The sequence below is a fragment of the Lacticaseibacillus chiayiensis genome (assembly GCF_004123795.1).
Lineage (GTDB): Bacteria > Bacillota > Bacilli > Lactobacillales > Lactobacillaceae > Lacticaseibacillus > Lacticaseibacillus chiayiensis.
The window spans coordinates 42821-61850 of sequence record NZ_MSSM01000035.1 but is presented as its reverse complement, the minus strand read 5'-3'; the positions used below and the strand labels follow the sequence as shown (position 1 = coordinate 61850).

Sequence of the window (19030 nt, the reverse complement as noted above, 5' to 3'; positions counted from 1 at the left end):
CACCCAATATGTTCTGACGATTTACTTTGCTAGGTTTCCTGCTAACCTTATGCCCTCCTGAGACGTTCACAGACCTCTAAAAAACACCTATCCTTTATGCGGATTAATTGAGTGTGTTGCGCTAAGGCTGTATGATCGCCGTATAGATATCAAATCGTATGGCTCAAATCAATGCGGTGAATTTTTGACATAGAAGTCATTTCAGGAGGGGTTGCGTCATGAATTTGGCAGCTTTAGCGCACCGACCGGAAAGTGAAGATAGTTTTTTATACACGGATAAGACGCTCCATCTGCGTTTTCATACTGCACGCCAAGATGTGGCAAAGGTGACGGTTCTGTATGGCGATCCGTATTGGCGCATTCCCGATGCGAGTGGCGCTGATCAGCTGGTCTATCAGTGCCAGGCAATGACGCTTTTAGGCACCGGACAAGTGCTGGATCATTGGGGCGTGACACTGGAGGCGCCTTATCGTCGGCTGCAATACTTATTTGAAGTCACCGGCCTGGACGGTACCGTTTGGCTGTATGGCGATCGTGGCCTGCGCAAAAATACCACCGAGGAACGGCACGAGGCCGAAAACTATTTTCGCATGCCATATTTCCAGGAAATTGACCGTGTCAAGACGCCTGACTGGGTGAAAACGACGGTGTGGTACCAGATTTTTCCGGAGCGGTTTGCCAATGGTGATCTTAGCAATGATCCGGTTGGTACCAAACCGTGGCGCCCGACCGATCATCCTGGGCGCGAGGATTTTTATGGCGGTGATTTGCAAGGCGTGCTTGACCATCTCGACGATTTGCAGGCTTTAGGGATTAATGGCTTGTATTTTTGCCCGATTTTTACGGCGAGTTCGAATCATAAATATGACACGATTGACTACCTGAATGTGGATCCCGCGTTTGGCGATAAGGCGTTGTTGGCGAAACTGATTCACGCAGCGCATCAACGCGGCATGCGGGTGATGCTGGACGCAGTGTTTAATCACATGGGTTATGGCAGCTTGCAGTGGCAGGATGTGTTGCGCAATGGTAAAAAGTCCCGGTTTGCCTCCTGGTTCCATCTGTATCAAACGCCCTTGACGCCATTTCATAATCCACTTAAAGGCGAAGGTCAACCGCAATACGATACGTTTGCATTTGAAGAAAAAATGCCGAAACTGAATACAGCGAATCCGGAAGTGCAGGATTATTTGTTAATGGTGGCCAGCTACTGGATTAAGACTTTTGATATTGATGCTTGGCGCTTGGATGTTGCCAATGAAGTGGATCATCATTTTTGGAAAAGATTTTATCAAACCGTCACTGCGATCAAGCCGGATTTTTACGTGCTGGGAGAGGTTTGGCATCGCAGTCAAGCGTGGTTAAACGGTGATGAATTTTCAGGGACGATGAATTATCCCTTCACGCAACAGGTTGAAGATCACTTTTTCAAGCGGCGACGGGCGGCAGCGGAAATGGTTGCCTTGTTGACGGATCAGTTGATGCTGTATCGGGATCAAACCAATCAGGTGATGCTGAATATGTTGGATTCGCATGATACGCCGCGAATTTTGACGGTGGCACACGGGGATGAAGATTTGGCGTTGCAGGCATTGGCATTTACATGGATGCAAACAGGGAGTCCCTGCCTTTATTATGGAACTGAAATGGGCATGTCCGGCGGTGCCGATCCGGACAATCGAAAGCCGATGGACTGGTCGAATCTTGGGAGCCCGATTTGGAAAAGGGTGGCGGCACTGGTTCATTTTCGGCGTAAGTATGCTGCCACGCTCGGGTTTGGCACAACCAGGCTGAGCGTGACTGACGCTGGTTTGATCAAGGTGGTTCGGCAAGGACGCGAAACGCTGACAGCCTACTTTAATACCACAGATCGCGCAGTCACTGTCAAGGGTGACGCCGTCTTCGTACAAGGATTCCGCAATGGTCAACTGGCGCCCAAAGGATTCATGGTTGTTGTGGGTTGATGCAAATGGCGAGTTGGCTGTTCTTTTTGGATAGAGAGGGCTAAAAATTGAAACGATTATTTGAAATTGATCCATGGCTGGTTGCCACGCATCAGCTGGATAAGGCCGATCGCCGGTTGCAGGAAAGCATCACGGCGGTCGGCAACGGTTACATGGGCGTTCGCGGTAATTTTGAAGAAGGCTACAGTGGCGATTCGCTTCAGGGCACGTATTTAGGCGGCGTCTGGTTTCCTGATAAGACACGGGTTGGCTGGTGGAAAATCGGCTATCCTGAATATTTTGGCAAGGTGATTAATGCGCCGAGTTTTCTGGATATCGGGATAACGGTCAATGGTCAGCGGATTGATTTGGCAACGAGTCAATATCGGGACTTTTATTTAGCGCTGGATTTGCATCAGGGCTTGCTAAAGCGACAGTTTGTCTACATTGGCGACGATGTTGAGGTGCGTTTTGAATTTAGCCGGTTTCTGAGTCAAGTCATCAAGGAGGCAGCGCTCATAACGGTTAAGGCAACGGTGCTGCGCGGCCATGCCACGATTGTTTTTGACGCGCGGTTAAATGGACGGGTGACCAACGAGGATAGTAATTACGATGAGCGTTTTTGGGTGCCATTAGATGAAGATGCAGCAGCGAAAAGTATGCAGTTACAGACCAAGCCTAATCCATACGGGGTGCCACAGTTTACCGTTTTGCTCAAACAGCAGCTGCGCGTGAAAGATCAACCGGTAGATGGGCAGCTAACGACAAAGAGCGGTCGGCTAAACGAACAAGTCGCCGTGCAACTTGATGCGGGCCAGAACTTTCAGCTGGAAAAAGACGCGATTGTCGTCACCAGCCGCGATGTTGCTCCCGATGACCAAGCGGCAGTGGCGGCTCAGTTGATGAAACAGGTGACTGGCCAAAGCTTCTCGGCTCATTTGGCAGACCACACTGCCATCTGGGATCAGCGCTGGGCCAAAAGCGATGTTGTGATCGAAGGCGATCCAGCCGCACAGCAAGGCATCCGCTTTAATATTGCCCAGTTGTTTATGACTTATTACGGTGAAGACAAGCGGCTGAATATCGGTCCCAAAGGCTTTACCGGTGAAAAGTATGGCGGGGCGACTTATTGGGATACGGAAGCTTTTATCGTGCCAATGTACCTGGCTGTGACGCCGCCTGAAGTCACACGTGCGTTGCTGCAGTATCGGCATGATCAGTTGCCTGGTGCTTATCACAATGCGCGGCAACAAGGTCTGGCAGGTGCACTCTATCCCATGGTCACGTTCAATGGGATTGAATGTCACAACGAATGGGAAATTACGTTTGAGGAAATTCACCGCAATGCCGCGATCGCATTTGCTATTTATCAATATACGGCGTACACCGGCGATGAAAGTTACGTTAACCATGATGGCCTGGAAGTGTTGGTCGGGATTGCGCGCTTTTGGGCAGATCGGGTGCATTTTAGCCAGCGCACTCAACAATACATGATCCATGGCGTGACCGGCCCCAATGAGTATGAAAATAATGTCAATAATAACTGGTACACCAACACCATGGCCGTGTGGGAGTTGCAATATACGTTAGAACGGCTGGCAAAAGGTGACACTGAGATTGTTGCGGCCCTTGCCGTGACCGATGAGGAAAAGCAGCATTGGCAAGCGATTATCGCCCATATGTACTATCCGACTGACGATCAATTAGGCATTTTTGTTCAGCAGGACAACTTCCTGGATAAAGACTTGCGGCCTGCCAGCACGATTCCGGTAGATCAGCGCCCGATTAATCAACACTGGTCTTGGGATCGGATCCTGCGCTCGCCGTTCATCAAACAAGCCGATGTGCTGCAAGGCCTGTATTTCTTGAATGATCACTTCACCAAGGCGGAAAAAGAACGCAATTTTGACTTTTACGAGCCGTTGACTGTTCACGAGAGTTCGCTGAGTCCTTCCATTCACGCTATTTTGGCAGCTGAGCTTGGTAAAATGGACAAGGCGACGGACTTATATGCCCGCACTGCGCGTTTGGATTTAGATGATTATAACCACGATACGCAGGACGGCCTGCACATTACGTCCATGAGTGGCAGTTGGCTGGCGATTGTCCAAGGATTTGCTGGCATGCGCTACGACCACGATCAATTGCGATTCCACCCGCAATTGCCAAAAAACTGGCAACGCTATCAATTTAAGCTCAATTATCGTGGCCGTTTATTAGCTGTTGATGTTGGCAAACAAGCCAAGATTTCAATACTGGCAGGCCCGGCGCTGGATATTGTCGTGGATGACAAACCGTTGCACTTGGAAGTGGGGGAGACGCATGCTTAAAGGGTTTATTTTTGATTTAGACGGCGTGTTAACCGACACGGCGAAGTATCATCTGGCAGCGTGGCATGAGTTGGCTGAACGGCTGGGTATTCATTTACCGCCTGAGGCCGATGCGGCGTTACGCGGCCGCGCCCGGATGGATTCGCTGGAACTGATATTGCAATACGGTCATCAAGAACAGAATTATGATGAGGCGCAGAAGGTGGCGCTGGCGGAGGAGAAAAACCGGCGCTACCGAGCGTTAGTTGCGTCCATTACTTCCTCGGATATCTTACCGGGGATTCCGTTGCTTCTGGAAAAGGCCAAGCAACACCGCTTGAAAATGGCAATTGCTTCGGCATCTAAAAACGCCCCGATGATTTTGCAGCGATTGGGTTTGGCTTCGCAGTTCGATGCCGTTGTTGATCCTAGCAGGCTTCATCATGGCAAGCCTGATCCGGAGATTTATATGAAAGCCCAGCAGTTGTTGCAGTTGCAAGCCGATGAGATTATCAGTTTTGAAGACGCACCGATCGGGATTGCGGCGATCAAGGCAGCCGGCCAATTTGCAGTGGGTATTGGGGATGCGGAGAAGTTGGCAGCTGCTGATTACCTGGTGTCAAAAACGGATCAGCTGGATTATGATCGTATTGTGGCGGCGTTTGAACGGCGGTAATTAGCGTAATAAGCGGCTTTATAGAAAGGATCGGTCAGTGACTGGTTCTTTTTTTTAATTTGGCGTTGGTGAGGGGACTGGTTTAAAGACTGCGGGATCATTAATTGCTTTCTATTTAAAGTCAAAAACTTTTGACACTTGAGTGGGTCAGTTTATAATTAAAATGAAAAAAGAATTTGATATTAAGGGGGGTGGCTTCCTTGAGAAAAATGGATGAAATGGAACGTAAATTCACTGATCAAACGGTCAAAATTGGTTATACAATGATGTTTCTGATGTTGTTCACAAGCGCGATCTTTCAACGAATCAAAACTGGCCAATGGAATTTTGATTTTTTTGTTGTAGTCGTTGTGAGCGTTGTTCAGTCTGCCTGTTATCAGTGGTTCAAGTATCGGGTGGATCGAACCGATAAAGAACCGAGTCGATTTTTATATATAACAATTGCGATAGTGTCAATTATATTTACCATTGGCTTAATTGCCCTGATGTTTTAAGGGGAGTTAAGCTCGTCATCGTGCGAAGGAATCCGATGTTCTCAGCTTTTTTGTCTTGAATTGGTGATTATTTGGATCAGGTATAATCAAAATCTTTGAAAGTTTGCTGGTTAGTTTATGTCCACAGCAAGGTTGCAAAAAGTCAAAAACTTTTGACATTTGACTCGGTCGGCTTATAATTAAGATGTAAAAAGTGTTTGACATTAAGGGGGTGGCTTCCTTGAGAAAAATGGATGAAATGGAGCACAAATTTTTGGGGAGATCGACTGGATACGCCTATGTGTTCCTTTTGATTGTTTTGTCGATCTACAATCTTATTCAATTGTCCAACAATCGTGACGTATCATTTACCTCTTTTGTACTCATTACCTCGGTAGCAATCCAGTGGGGCGGTTACGAATGGTTCAAGCACAAGGCTGACCAGACTGATAAAGAACCAGGTCAAATTTTATATATTACTATTGTGTTAACAGCGATCTTGTTCATTTTTGGCTTGGTTGCCTGATGTTCCATGGAAAATAAAATTCGTACCCTCCGCACCCGGCAAAATCTGACTCAGCAAGAACTGGCTGATGCCGTTAACGTCACGCGCCAAACGATTAACGCCATCGAAAATAATAAGTATGATCCAACGCTTTCCTTGGCCTTTGCTTTAGCCAAACAGCTACAGACAACGGTTGATAATCTATTCCAGCATTAAAAAAACAGGTTGCAAAAGTATCAATTTGCGACCTGTTTTTTGTTCACTATTCTTCTTCCGTTAAAGGATCAAAATCGTAATACAAATCTTTTTCCGGCAATAGAATATCCGCATTCGTCTGTTCATCAACCGCTGCGGCTTCGCGTTCAGGATGGAAGCTGTGCCATGGCACGACGACACGAGGATTGACTTCTTTGACCAGTTCAATTAGGTCTTCCCGAGCAGCATGGCCCGATGCGTTCATGAACACCAATGGAATCTGGTGGTCAGCTAGCCAATCTTTTAACTGCGCAAAACGCGGATCATAGTCGCCCAGCGGCTCGCCGTTGCTGTGGACGTACGCGCTGATCGGCAAGTCGGTTAGTGAAGCCAGATTTGTGAAGCTGTTTTGAAGGACATAGCGTTCCGGCTGTTTGGCGATGTCAGCCAGCTGGATCGTCTGGCCAAGGATAGCATCGGGCTGTTCGTCGGTCATGGTGGCTAAAATGGCTGCTTCATCTGGCTCCCAAACCATTTTCCGATCACTGGCATGTGCTGAGGCCTGGAACGCCGCTAAACGCTCATAATTGCGGTTATAGGGGTTGATGGCCACCAGTTGGGAACTGTCCGTCAGTAGTTGCTGAAACTTGCTCTGCAGGCTCATTTCTGTCAATGGCGCGCTAGGATGATCCTGATCTTCAACCGGAATCGGTGTGTCGAACGAAAAGCTGGTGCCTTCCAGCATGAACAGGCTCAGTTTTTTCGGCTTAAAGCGTTTTGCCCATGCATGAACCCGTTCGGCATGTGGACCGTTGAGGCGAACATCGCCTGAATGCGCATAGCGGCGGGAACCATCATCGACAAGTAACGCCATCACGCCAGGTTCATCGTGATCACTGTGAAACCCGGTGACGGTGAGATCGCCAATGGCAAGTGGCGTTTCAAAAGCGAGGGGATGCAGGTTCGCGACCGGTTTTTCGATACCCAACTGAATGAGCAGCCGATACAAGCGGTAGGACGGTTCCGAAAGATAAATCGGGATATCCTTTTGTAAGTACTGCAAAGCGCCCATGTGGTCAATATGCAGATGGGAGATGAAAATGGCCTCATCAGTAAATGGATCGGGTTGATCGAGAAAGAGTTCTGGCACATTCGGCAGTTTTCCTTGATCAATGGCCGAAGTAACGGTTTCCTGGCTCAAATCTGCCGCAACCCCAAAGTCCATGATGACGCGGCTGGTTTTGGTAGCAAATTCGACAATATTACCCCCGATGGTATTTAACCCGTTTAAAAAGCGAATGGTCGTCACGTTATTTCCTCCAATGTCTCGTTAAGTTTTTTGAGAACATTAAAGCGTACTCCGAGGAAGCTTGAAAAACAACAAAAGAGCGGGTGAACACAAGCGCTTACATGCAGGTTTTTGTAACTGGGGAACTTTCACTCCTAGGAAGTAAATGCTGCAAAAAAATCGGTCCCTGAGATGCACGACATCTCTGAGACCGATCACGTTTCATTCGAGCATAGTAATGATGACTTAGTTGCATGAAACGTTGTTATTAAGCTAAACAGTTACTTATTCGTCTTGATAATCGTTTCCGCTTGCCCTTGCAGAGTCTTCAATGCCTGTTCCGGCTTTTCATGTTTGGTCAGCATCGCATCAACCGCATTCAGAAGATCGTTACGATATTCCGAGAAACCGATGAATGCTGTTGACTGGAAGCCAAAGCCGAGGGAATCAACCGCAGCCTTGCTGGTTTCGTTGTCGTTTAGATACTTCTTGAAGTCAGCAGATTGAACCGCAGATTTACGCAGTGGCACATAACCGGTCAGCTCGGCCCACTTCGAAGTTTCCTTTTCAGACAGTAAGAACTTCATGAATGCCCAGGCACCCTTTTGCTTGTCAGGGGTTGCAGACTTGAAGAGGACGATGTCGTTACCGGCCAGTTCGGTCGCTTTCTTGCCTTTGTAACTTGGCAGTGGCATAGTACCCCATTTGAAGTCTTTAGGTGCATTTTGCTTCATGTTCGTGATCCCTGCGCTTGAACCGGCGTAGAAGAGAGTCTTGCCGGAAGTGAAGTTCTTGTCACCGTAAATGTCTTCGCCGGCAGTTTTGGCTTCACCGCTGTTAACCATGTCCATGATGAAGTTAGCTGCGGTGATGGTCTTTTTGGTGTCGAGGTTGGCTTTCAACGGTTTGGCCGAAACAAGCGGGTTGCCGGCTTGACGCGCCAAACCTTCAAATTCCATGTCGAAGCTCTTATCAAAACCAATTGCGGCAATGCCGTCAGCTTTTAACTTAGGGGCATCTTTCTTGATGTCTTCCCAACTCTTAGGCTTGTCGATGTTGTACTTCTTCATCAGGGCTTCATTATAAAAAAGGATTCGGGTTGATTTGGAGAAAGGTACACTGTAGTACTTGCCTTGATACTTCGAGCTTGACAGGAAGGCTGGATAGATATCCTTTAAATCACTAGAACTCATCTTGTTGTCACCTTTCAGCATATACTGATCGAGTGGCATGATAAAACCATTTTTAACATAGTCAGGAACCGTCGTGTAAGTCGTCTGGGCAATTGTTGGCAGGTTATGGGACTTGGCTGCCGCCATAATCTTTTGTTGCAACGCCGTGTAATTACCTTGTGCTGTACCGACGACCTTGTATTGCTTTTGACTCTTGTTGAAGTCGGTGATGATCTGGTTGATCGCCTTTTGGTAAGGACCGTTCATCCCATGCCAGAAAGTAATCGTGACCCGTTTTCCTGAATCGCTCTTAGTCGTGGAACTGGATTTGCTGCTGCTATTGCTGCCACAGGCGGTCAAGACGGCAACCAGTGTGACGGTAAGCATTGCAAGTAAGATTTTTTTTACCCAAGTTTGCTTTTTCATTTTGATAGATTATCCTTTCAATCCAGCTTTAGAAATCCCAGCAATAATGTACTTCTGCAAGAAGATATACAAAATGACCATTGGAATGATGACGAAAGTAGAAGCCGCCATCAAAAGTTGATATTGTGTGCCAGCATCGGTCGTGAAGGCCTGTAAGCCGACTGGCAGGGTGCGCATCTTATCGGAGTTGGTGACAATCAACGGCCACATGAAGGCGTTCCATGAACCGATGACTTGAAGGACAGTCACCGCCGTGATGGTGGACTTGCTCATCGGAACGAGCACCTGCCATAGATACTTCCAATCCGAAGCGCCGTCGATTTTGGCAGCGTAATAAATCTGGTCCGGGGTGGATTGGAATGTTTGACGTAACGTGAAAACCGTAAAGAAACTGGCCAGCCACGGCAGAATCAACGCGCCATAGTGGTCGATTAGCCCTAAGTGCGACAGTGTCACAAAGTTAGGGATGATCAGCATTTCACCGGGGATCATCATGGTCCCCAAAAAGATAACGAACAAAATATTTTTGCCGTAGAACTTCAGACGCGCAAAGGCGAATGCGGCAAGAATACTGGTGAAAAGCTGACCGACCGTGGTGACAACCGTGACGATAATACTGTTAATGAAGTATTGGCCAAACGGTGCTTCATTCCACGCCTTGATGTAGTTGCCCCACTGCAAGGACTTTGGAATCCAGATCGGTGGCACCGCGATCGTTTCCGGTGCCGTTTTCAATGACGTCGAAATCATCCATAAGAAGGGGATCAGCATGGTGATGGCCCCTAAAATAACGATCAGATAAAGTAAAACCTTACTGAGCTTTTTAGCCATTTTCTGCTTCCCCCCTTAATAATGAACGTGCTTGCGCGAATACCACAACTGCACGAGTGTCACGAGCAAGATGAGGAAGAAAAGCACAACGCCTGATGCCGCGGCAATCGGATACTTGTACTCGGTGTAAAACTTCTGATACAGGTAATACACAATCGTCAAATCAGCTTTGCCCGGTCCCGGTGTTCCTTGGAACAAGGCAAAGATTTCATCGAAGACTTTGAAGCTACCGATAATGCCATTGACCGACACCAGGAAGGTAATCGGCGAAAGCATCGGAATGGTGATGTTCCAGAAACGCTGACGAGCATTGGCCCCGTCAATTTCCGCCGCTTCGTAATAACCATGATCGATGTTGTTTAAACCAACCAGGAAAAGAATAATGTTAAAGCCCAGGCTTTTCCAGATACTCATGATAATCAAAGCCAGCAAGGCATAATGTGGATCGGTCAGCCAGTTGATCGGATGAACGCCAAACCAGCTCAGAAAATAATTGACCAAGCCGTAATTACTATGAAACATCCAATTCCAGACCATGGCAATAGCGACAGTACTGGTAACAAACGGCAAGAAGTAGACAGTTCGGAAAAACCCGGAAATGAACTTGACCTGATTCAGCAACAACGCAATGATCAAAGACAAAATAACCGTTATCGGCACCACGCCGACCACGAAAACCAACGTATTCCGAACGGCAAGGTGAAAGTCAGGATCATTCCAGAGATAGACGAAATTATCGAATCCCCAGCCGCTTACCTTATCTGTGTAAAAGTCATACTTGGTATACAGGCTCATTAAAAAAGAGTTGATGATCGGCCAGATGTTAAAGGTAATAGTAATGACAAGCATCGGCAGTAAATACAACGCTGCCTTGGCCGTCGATTTAAAGCTGGCTTTTTCATTCAGCATGACTTTCACCACCAAAAATCAAGGCGCCAGACTGATCAAAGAGAAAGAATCCTGATTTGGTGAGGTAAAAATCCAACTCTGGTTGACTGCCAGAAACACCGGCCATTTCAGTCGACAAGAGATGTTCACCGTTGTAAGTAATATTGGCGGTGGCTTCCCGGCCGTACTTAGAACTTTGGGTAATCTTGCCATGAAGTTTGGCCAACACATTCTCACCGGCATCGTAAGGGATAAGTGCCTCACTGCGAATTCCAGCAGTTTCGGCTTGCTTCAAAATATCTTCCGGAACGATTCCCGCTAGATCAGCAGCTAAGGCCTGTGCCGGAATGGTGTTAATGACGGGTTCGCCGATAAACTTAGCCACAAACAAGTTGTTAGGTTGATCGTATAGTGTCTGCGGTGAACTGAACTGTTGAATCGACCCATTGGCCAGAACCATGATATTGTCGGAAATATGCAAGGCTTCATCCTGGTCATGGGTGACGAAGATGGTCGTAACGCCGGTTTCGCGCTGAATTCGGCGAATCTCTTCCCGCATCTCAATTCGCAGCCGCGCATCGAGATTGGATAGCGGTTCATCCAGCAACAGTAAGCTTGGTGATTTGGCCAGCGCTCGTGCAATGGCGACACGCTGCTGTTGACCGCCAGACAAGGCACCCGGTTTCTTGTCAAGCTGGTCTTCGACATGGACCAACTTAGCAAGATCCTTAGCTTTAGCGTGGCGCTCTGCCTTGCTGACTTTAGCCATTTTCAGTGGAAAGGCGATATTGTCTAACACTGACAAGTGCGGATACAGACTGTAGTTCTGAAATACCATGCCGACTTTACGGGCTAAGGCATCTTTTTTGGTCATATCGGTGTCGCCAAAAAAGATTTGCCCAGCAGTAGGGGCCAACAACCCTGAAATCAAATTCAACGTTGTGGTTTTACCGCCGCCGGAAGGACCCAGCAGGGAAACCAGCGTGCCATCGGGAATGGTAAAATTCAGATCCTTCAGGGTATCTGTCTTGCCATCGTAGGACATCGTGACGTCCTTGAAAGTAACTTTCAACCCAGTACGCTCCTTCAAATAGTTTTCTGCTCCTCACCTCCGTTCGTCGGTCCCGCATAGTTTGCTAAACAGGGTCGCGCCAAAAAGAAAATTTGGAACAAGATATTGCGTTGTAGCTGCACCATTTGACGATATCTAGTGGGCAGCAAACCAACACAACTCTTCACATATTTTAACCCAGAACGGCGGAAAATTGGACTTATTCGCTTAAAAACATTAAATTAATGATCCGGAAGCGGTAACACGCGAACGTTCGCTTTTTTTGCTATAATAAATCACAAGAAAAAGGAGCGATTGTTGTGATCATACGTCCAAGTAAACCCGCGGATGCTGCTCAGGTGGCACCGCTGATTGATATTGTTTTTACCGAAATGGAGATTCCGCAACTGATGCGCGTGCCGAAGAAGACGCTTTATTCGGTGCTGCAACAGGCATTTCTTCTGCCGACTTATCGATACGGCTATCCCCAGATACTCGTGGCCGATCAGAAAGGCAAAATCGAAGGCATCGCGGTTGGCTATCTGCATGAACAGGAGGCGCATATCGATGATGCGTTGCAGCCATTATTACCTAAACTGGGATTAACCCCGCAATCATCGCTGTTTACGGATACGGAAACTTACCCGGGAGAATGGTATCTGGATACGTTGGCAGTGGCGCCGAGTGCTCAGGGACACGGTATTGGCACAAAATTGCTGCAGGCCGTTGATCCAGTCGCCCGTGCACACAAAGCCGACGTTGTGAGTCTGAATGTCGACCAGCAAAATCCGCGGGCCAAGAAACTATACGAACGCAATGGTTTCGTCAAAAACGGGGAACTCATGATCGGTAGTCATCGATACGATCACATGGTTCGGCCGGTGGGAGAGTGACGGCTGCGATTTGCGGCAGAGACACAATGAACTAAACAAATAGACATCAGAGATGCGTTGACTCTCTGATGTCTATTTGTTTGAGGAACTCTTTTAAACCTAGACGCTAATCCGGAAAGTCAAGCCCGTACTCGTAACGTTTGAGCGGATCGGCCACGCCGACGTGGCGGAAGCGGTCGAGGATAGCCGCCAGCAAAATGGCAGCCGGTATATCACGATTGTTAGGAATGGTCAGTTTAACGATCGCCGGTGCGACTTCCCCGGCACTAAAAATCGTTTTAACGCCGTGGAAGACTTGGTAATGGTTGTTCAGAAGATTCCCCATGGCCACCCAATTGAGCTTTGAAATAAAAATAAACTGGTGCCAGACGCCGAACATTTTTTTGACGCTGGCAACATTCCGGTTGGCGATGTACAGGTCATAACGTGGGAAAACACTGACCGTTTTCTGCCGGATCGAGCCTAATGGGTTGCCGCTGAGCGTATTCAAATCGAAACCACCATTAATGAGACCGTGGCGGGTGGTCAAAATGTAGGCAGGCTTGCCAGTGTCGGTTTTGACCACACTAAGACTGCCGGTACTCAATGCATTGATGTCAAGATATAACGCCATTTGCTAACCTGCTCCCTTGAAGGCTTGCATGATGTAGTTCAGCTGTCAATCCTAGAAACGTGCGTTCGTTGCTTCCGCTTTATTGATCCGAATGGCTTTGCGAATCGCCTCAGCAACGCCATTTTCGCCATTGGTGCCAGTCGTACCCCAAGCCAGGTCGGTGATTTCAGGGATCGCGTTGCCCATGGCGATGCCGTACTTGGCCATTTTAATCATGCTAGCATCGTTTAAATTGTCGCCAATGGCCATGACCTCATCCATTGTGATGCCTTGTTGTTTAGCATAAGCTTCAACCGCATAACCCTTCTGTGCCTTAATGTTATTGATCTCAATGTTGTTAACCGAACTGGACGTGACACTTAATTTACCGGTCGCTTTAAATGTTTTGGCGGGGGCCTTTAAAATGTCAGGTGATTCGCCTGTGTAAGCGATGATTTTCATAATCTGGATCGTCGGATCGTCCAGTAATTTCTGATAATCATCCACATAGTTAATATTCATGATTTCCAACCGGGCAGCCGCCAAAGCAACGGCGAGTTTGTAAGTCGTATCAGGGTTGAGATCGACTAACAAGTCGGCCACGTTCTGAATGCGCTTAACCCGGCTATCGGAAAAGACGCCTTTATTGGTCGTAATCTCGAAGTAGATGTCACTGGCTTGTAACGCATCGACAACGTACTGGCTTAAATCGTCGGCGATAGGGATTGTAACAACCGGGTTGCCAGCCTCGTCAAAAACCATGGCGCCGTTTAACGTGATGAACGCGGGCTTTAGATGCTGCGCCGCCAATAACGGCTTGGCTTCAGTAACACCGCGCCCGGTGGCAACCATGAACTCGATACCAGCGGCTTGCGCTTCACGGATGGCCTTGGCATTTTCGTCTGAAACTTCCATTTTGTCATTCAAAAGCGTGCCATCCATGTCTGATGCAATAAGTTTGATCATATTACTGTTCCCTCCGGTTTGTCATGGTGCGATTACGTTCTTAATTTTAGCATGAAAAGCGGTTGCCCGGTAGCAAACGCGCAGGGATTCTTGTACACTATTTGCGGAGGTGCAGCTTTTGAAAACATTAATACATAATGATTGGCAGACGGTGCTGGAACCGATTTTCGAAAGTCCCGAGTATGCCCGGCTGCATGAGTTCTTGAAGGAAGAATACACAACCAAAACGATTTATCCAGAAATGCATCACATTTTTCAGGCGTTCGAATGGACCCCGTTTCATGACGTCAAAGTGGTCATTTTGGGACAGGATCCTTACCATAATCCGCATCAGGCAGTCGGGGCAAGCTTTGCGGTTGCGCCTGGTGTGGCATTGCCGCCATCGTTGCAAAATATTTATAAGGAATTACAAAGCGATTTAGGCTATCCACCGGTGCATCACGGGTATCTAAAAGCATGGGCCGATCAAGGGGTCTTGTTGCTGAATGCGGTCTTAACCGTGCAGGCAGGTCGGGCTTATTCCCACCAGAATCATGGATGGGAAGAGCTAACAGATGCAGCGATTGCGGCTTTGTCTGCCCGTGGCGGAGTTGTGTTTATTTTGTGGGGCAATGCTGCCAAGAAGAAAGCTGCGTTGATTGATACCAGCAAGAATGCGATCATTGCCTCCGCGCATCCAAGTCCGTTATCGGCATCTCGTGGGTTTTTCGGCAGCCGACCGTTTTCCCGTACCAATGAAGCGTTGAAAAAAATGGGTGAAACGCCGATTAACTGGCAACTGCCGGAAACGGTCACGGCCGCCAGCTAACCAAGCGCAATGATCGCTTGCTCCAGTGATAAGCATCGTGATGCGAGGCTTGTTCGGCAGTTTATTGTTTCGAAGCAAATGCACGGTGCAAGTGACCTGAGGTGTTTTTCCATTGTCTTCCGCTGGTCATGACCCGATAAAGACGGTATGATGTTAAGGAATAAAGCGCTTTTATGGAGGGATAAGATTTGGATTTATTTGAAAGCTTAAAAGACAAAATTAATGACAAGCATTTGCGCATTGTATTTCCGGAAGGCGAGGATCCGCGTGTTTTAGGCGCAGCGGTACGACTGACAGCCGATGGATTGGTGCAGGCGATTGTGCTTGGTAACCCTGATAAAATTCACAACCTGGCAACCAAAAAAAGCTGGGATTTAAGCAAGTTGACGGTTCGCGATCCTGAGCATGATGATCTTCACGCCAAGATGGTGACGGCATTCGTTGAGCGACGAAAAGGCAAGGCAACCGCTGAGCAGGCGGAAAAGATTGTTCAGGATGCCAATTATTTTGGCACCATGCTTGTTTATATGAAGGAAGCAGACGGTATGGTTTCCGGTGCGGTTCATTCAACAGCGGATACCGTACGGCCAGCCTTGCAAATCATCAAGACCCGTCCCGGCGTGCATCTTGTTAGCGGCGCGTTTATCATGCAGCGTGGTCGCGATGAACGTTACTTATTTGCGGATAATGCGATTAATATCGACCCGGATGCCGATCAACTGGCAGAAATCGCGGTTGAATCAGCAAAAACAGCGGCTTTATTCGACATTGATCCGCCGCGAGTTGCCTTGTTGTCATTTTCGACTAAAGGAAGTGCCAAGGGACCACAAGTGGACAAAGTGGTGGCCGCAACCCAGAAGGCGCATGAGTTGGCACCGGATTTGGCGTTGGATGGTGAACTGCAGTTTGACGCGGCATTCGTTCCGACTGTTGCCAAGCAAAAGGCACCAGATTCCAAAATCGCCGGTGAAGCCAACGTCTTTATTTTCCCCGAACTGCAATCCGGCAACATTGGCTACAAAATTGCCCAACGGTTTGGCGGCTTTGAAGCCATCGGCCCGATTCTGCAAGGCTTGAATCAGCCGGTTTCCGACTTAAGCCGCGGCGCTAATGAAGAAGACGTCTACAAGTTGGCCATTATTACAGCGGCCCAGACCTTGCTATGACAAGTTTGACAAAGGATTTTACCAGCGAGGCCGCACTGCAGGCATTCGCCGCTTCACTCAGTCCGCATCTGCGGGCAGGAGATGTCCTTTTATTGGATGGTGACCTTGGCGCCGGTAAAACCAGTTTTACCAAAGGCTTGGCTAAGGGACTGGGCATCACGGATTATGTCAAAAGCCCGACGTTTACGATTATTCGCGAATATCGTCACGGTCGGCTGCCACTGTATCATATGGATCTTTACCGCTTGGAAGACGGTGGTGCCGAGGACCTCGGACTTGAAGAATACTTCGAAGGTGACGGTGTCTCAGTCGTTGAATGGCCGGACTTTCTGGGCGCAAGCGAACCTGAAACCGATTTGCTGGTCCACTTTCAAAAAGATGAACAGTCGGATACAACGCGTCATCTCGAGTTTGTTCCTCAGGGTAAGCGCTATGAATCTTTACTTCAGAGCCTGAAATGAGTACGGAGACACTGATTTTTATTTTAATTTCAACCAAAATAGCACTGAGACCGGTGGTGGACCCAGTGCTATTTTTAGTGAAACAGGTTAATCGTCAGCTGTAATAGTTGAAAATTATACTTTGATAAGTAAAGTACACATGCTACACTGTTAGCAATGTGGAGCGTGACGTGGATTAAGAAAGTAGGTGTGCAATGTTAGCAGTTAAAGATCTCGTCAAGACTTTTGGCACCATGACGGCGGTCAATGATGTGAGTTTTACCGTCAAAACTGGCGAAATTATGGGACTGATCGGCCAAAACGGTGCCGGTAAAACAACGACGTTTCGAATGATTTTGAATTTTTTGACACCGGACTCCGGAACGATTACCTGGAATGATCATCCGTTAACGGCAAAGGACTATGACATCATTGGCTATTTGCCTGAAGAACGGGGTTTATATCCTAAGATGCGCGTGCAGGATCAGATTATTTATTTTGCCCGATTGCGCGGGATGAAGACGGCTGATGTGAAAGCCCGGATTCCCGAATGGCTGGAACGTTTTCAGGTGAAAGGCAAGGCAACCGACAAAATCAAGGACCTGAGCAAAGGTAACCAGCAAAAAGTGCAAGTGATTGCGACCATGATTCACATGCCTAAACTGGTGATCCTCGATGAGCCGTTCTCAGGGCTTGATCCGGTCAATGCCAGCTTGTTAATGGCTGGGATTGAGATGCTGAAAGACAATGGTGCAGCCATTATTTATTCCAGCCACGATATGGCCAATGTCGAAGCCATCTCGGATCATCTGGTGATGCTGAAACAAGGCAAAATGGTCTTGAATGGCGCTGTTGGTGACATCCGTGAAAGCTTTGGCCGAACGAAGCTCTTCATTGAGTCAGGGTTATCCCGCGATGATTTGCAGGCTTTTGACGGTGTGACGAACATTCGCCAACACGGACAGGAGTTTGAGTTGACGCTGGCAGATCCGGCAGTGGGCCGCCAGATTTTCGCTAAAGCGGTCGCTAATGGTTATATACCGGAATTTCGGCAGCAGCCGCCAACCCTCGATGAGATTTTCCGCTTGAAAGTGGGTGAAACACATGCATAAATTCTGGGTTGTCATGAGTCAGGTTTACAAAAAGAACGCCAAAAGCGGTTCGTGGATCTTCTTGGTTCTTTCGCCATTACTGTTTCTGGCCATCGGCGTCGGCATTGCTTTTTACATTGCCAAAACGCAGGCACCCTCGCAAGTGGCAGTTGTCAGTGATGTCAGCGCGGTCAGTCAGGCATTAAGTAAGCAAAACAGCAATGACTTGCATTTTAAAGTGTACTCGTCCAGTGAAAAGGCTGATGCGGCGCTAAACGATGAGAAAGTTGACGGCATTTTAACTGTCGATGCCAAAGACCAATTCCGCTCGCGCTACGTTGCGCGGGATAACGGACAAGAGGTTGATAAAACCACTTTGGTCACGGCACTTAGCGGATTGAAACTTAGCAGTACCGCGGCAAGTCTGCATCTTACGGCAGCGCAAGTCAGGGCACTCACGCAGCCGCCAATGGTCAGCACCAAAACAGTGGCCATTGAGAATGGTAAACAAGTCACCAAGTCAAACTCAACGCAACTGATGAATCACGGGGTGGCGGTTGTGGCCATGATTTTGATCCTAATGGTGACCATGGTTTACGGTTCGATTCTTGCTCAGGAAATTGCCACGGAAAAAGGCTCGCGCATTATGGAGATCCTTTTGTCCTCCGTGAGCGCGACAACCCAATTCTTCGGGAAACTGGCCGGAATCTTCGCGCTGTTACTAACACAGCTGGCGATTTATGTTGTTGCGGGGGTAATCAGTTGGCAATTCATCAAAAATCAGTCGTTTGTATCCGGTGTTTTGAAGCAGTTTGACTTCTCGATTCTGGTTTCTGGCACCACAGCGATGATTGTCGTCTTCTTTATCATCGGTACCTTGACCTACTCAGTACTGGCAGCGCTGACCGGTTCGCTGGTTTCCAACCAGGAACAGGTCCAACAGGCAGCTATGCCGATTAGTATGTTGGGATTGGTCGGGTATTTCATTACGATTGCGGCTCAATCAAGTGACTCGGCTTTGGCACAAATTACGAGCTATGTCCCATTTCTTAATGTCTTCGTGATGCCTACCCAGATGTCACTAGGCCGGGCCAGCATGGGTGAGGCGTGGATCAGCGTTGCCATCAGTTTCGTCTTCCTCGTACTATTTACCATGTTCACGGTGAAAGTCTACCGGAACAATGTGCTGGTTTACTCTGGTTCAGGCTTGTGGCAGTCGATGAAAACGTCCTTCAGCATCTGGAAATCAGAGCGCAGTGTCGCTAAAAATTGATATAGCAGGATGAAGTTATCTTCTAAATCAGTTAAGGTTGGGTC

The 19030-nt window shown here is 48.0% G+C and carries 19 protein-coding genes; 12 read left to right on the top strand and 7 right to left on the bottom strand.

From position 1 onward, the window contains the following. Positions 1–218: 218 nt before the first annotated feature. The 6 genes from BVJ53_RS12615 to BVJ53_RS12590 all read left to right on the top strand — a co-directional run bounded on the left by BVJ53_RS12615 (position 219) and on the right by BVJ53_RS12590 (position 6122). Positions 219–1964, top strand: coding sequence for a glycoside hydrolase family 13 protein (locus tag BVJ53_RS12615; protein WP_129302707.1), 1746 nt, complete (start codon positions 219–221; stop codon positions 1962–1964). Positions 1965–2011: 47 nt separating this feature from the next. After that, positions 2012–4273, top strand: coding sequence for a glycoside hydrolase family 65 protein (locus BVJ53_RS12610; RefSeq protein WP_129302706.1), 2262 nt, complete (start codon positions 2012–2014; stop codon positions 4271–4273). After that, positions 4266–4928, top strand: coding sequence for a beta-phosphoglucomutase (gene pgmB / locus BVJ53_RS12605; protein ID WP_129302705.1), 663 nt, complete (start codon positions 4266–4268; stop codon positions 4926–4928). The genes BVJ53_RS12610 and pgmB overlap by 8 nt, the downstream gene beginning before the upstream one ends. Before the next feature lie 176 nt (positions 4929–5104). After that, positions 5105–5422 (top strand): DUF6442 family protein, encoded by a 318-nt coding sequence (locus BVJ53_RS12600; RefSeq protein ID WP_331250568.1) that lies wholly within the window; start codon positions 5105–5107, stop codon positions 5420–5422. Between the two features lie 220 nt (positions 5423–5642). Then, entirely contained in the window at positions 5643–5927 is a 285-nt protein-coding gene (locus BVJ53_RS12595; protein WP_414467460.1) for a hypothetical protein, read from the top strand. Positions 5928–5933: 6 nt separating this feature from the next. Continuing rightward, positions 5934–6122, top strand: coding sequence for a helix-turn-helix transcriptional regulator (locus BVJ53_RS12590; RefSeq protein ID WP_129302703.1), 189 nt, complete (start codon positions 5934–5936; stop codon positions 6120–6122). Between the two features lie 46 nt (positions 6123–6168). Here BVJ53_RS12590 and BVJ53_RS12585 read toward each other — a convergent pair whose 3' ends face one another. The 5 genes from BVJ53_RS12585 to BVJ53_RS12565 all read right to left on the bottom strand — a co-directional run bounded on the left by BVJ53_RS12585 (position 6169) and on the right by BVJ53_RS12565 (position 11778). After that, entirely contained in the window at positions 6169–7410 is a 1242-nt protein-coding gene (locus BVJ53_RS12585; RefSeq protein WP_129302702.1) for an MBL fold metallo-hydrolase, read from the bottom strand. A 260-nt stretch (positions 7411–7670) separates the two neighbouring features. Further along, positions 7671–8987, bottom strand: coding sequence for an ABC transporter substrate-binding protein (locus BVJ53_RS12580; protein WP_129302701.1), 1317 nt, complete (start codon positions 8985–8987; stop codon positions 7671–7673). A gap of 9 nt (positions 8988–8996) precedes the next feature. Further along, complete coding sequence (locus BVJ53_RS12575; RefSeq protein WP_129302700.1) at positions 8997–9818, bottom strand: carbohydrate ABC transporter permease; 822 nt, start codon at positions 9816–9818, stop codon at positions 8997–8999. A gap of 15 nt (positions 9819–9833) precedes the next feature. Further along, the gene (locus BVJ53_RS12570; RefSeq protein ID WP_129302699.1) at positions 9834–10727 is read right to left on the bottom strand and encodes a carbohydrate ABC transporter permease; all 894 of its coding nucleotides are present in this window, start codon (positions 10725–10727) and stop codon (positions 9834–9836) included. Continuing rightward, positions 10717–11778, bottom strand: a complete 1062-nt coding sequence (locus tag BVJ53_RS12565; RefSeq protein WP_129302721.1) for an ABC transporter ATP-binding protein — start codon at positions 11776–11778, stop codon at positions 10717–10719. Before BVJ53_RS12565 ends, BVJ53_RS12570 begins: the two co-directional genes overlap by 11 nt. A gap of 299 nt (positions 11779–12077) precedes the next feature. Here BVJ53_RS12565 and BVJ53_RS12560 point away from each other — a divergent pair, with 299 nt between their 5' ends. Then, positions 12078–12650 carry a GNAT family N-acetyltransferase gene (locus BVJ53_RS12560; protein WP_129302698.1) on the top strand — a complete coding sequence of 191 codons (573 nt, stop codon included), beginning with the start codon at positions 12078–12080 and terminating at the stop codon, positions 12648–12650. 106 nt (positions 12651–12756) lie between these two features. On the opposite strand, the gene BVJ53_RS12555 is transcribed toward BVJ53_RS12560, so the two are convergent. Both BVJ53_RS12555 and BVJ53_RS12550 read right to left on the bottom strand, forming a co-directional pair. Then, entirely contained in the window at positions 12757–13263 is a 507-nt protein-coding gene (locus tag BVJ53_RS12555; RefSeq protein ID WP_129302697.1) for an LURP-one-related/scramblase family protein, read from the bottom strand. Between the two features lie 51 nt (positions 13264–13314). Continuing rightward, the gene (locus BVJ53_RS12550; protein ID WP_129302696.1) at positions 13315–14208 is read right to left on the bottom strand and encodes a Cof-type HAD-IIB family hydrolase; all 894 of its coding nucleotides are present in this window, start codon (positions 14206–14208) and stop codon (positions 13315–13317) included. 118 nt (positions 14209–14326) lie between these two features. Between BVJ53_RS12550 and BVJ53_RS12545 the strand changes: the two genes are divergently transcribed. From BVJ53_RS12545 to BVJ53_RS12525, 5 genes are all read left to right on the top strand, one after another. Next, positions 14327–15016 (top strand): uracil-DNA glycosylase, encoded by a 690-nt coding sequence (locus tag BVJ53_RS12545; RefSeq protein ID WP_010489295.1) that lies wholly within the window; start codon positions 14327–14329, stop codon positions 15014–15016. Positions 15017–15204: 188 nt separating this feature from the next. Continuing rightward, a complete protein-coding gene (pta, locus tag BVJ53_RS12540) occupies positions 15205–16182 on the top strand; it encodes a phosphate acetyltransferase (protein ID WP_129302695.1) in 978 nt (325 codons plus the stop codon). Then, positions 16179–16643, top strand: coding sequence for a tRNA (adenosine(37)-N6)-threonylcarbamoyltransferase complex ATPase subunit type 1 TsaE (gene tsaE / locus BVJ53_RS12535; RefSeq protein WP_129302694.1), 465 nt, complete (start codon positions 16179–16181; stop codon positions 16641–16643). Before pta ends, tsaE begins: the two co-directional genes overlap by 4 nt. Positions 16644–16837: 194 nt before the next feature. Next, positions 16838–17734 (top strand): ABC transporter ATP-binding protein, encoded by an 897-nt coding sequence (locus tag BVJ53_RS12530; RefSeq protein WP_129302693.1) that lies wholly within the window; start codon positions 16838–16840, stop codon positions 17732–17734. Beyond that, positions 17727–18986, top strand: a complete 1260-nt coding sequence (locus tag BVJ53_RS12525; protein ID WP_129302692.1) for an ABC transporter permease — start codon at positions 17727–17729, stop codon at positions 18984–18986. The genes BVJ53_RS12530 and BVJ53_RS12525 overlap by 8 nt, the downstream gene beginning before the upstream one ends. Positions 18987–19030 lie beyond the last annotated feature (44 nt).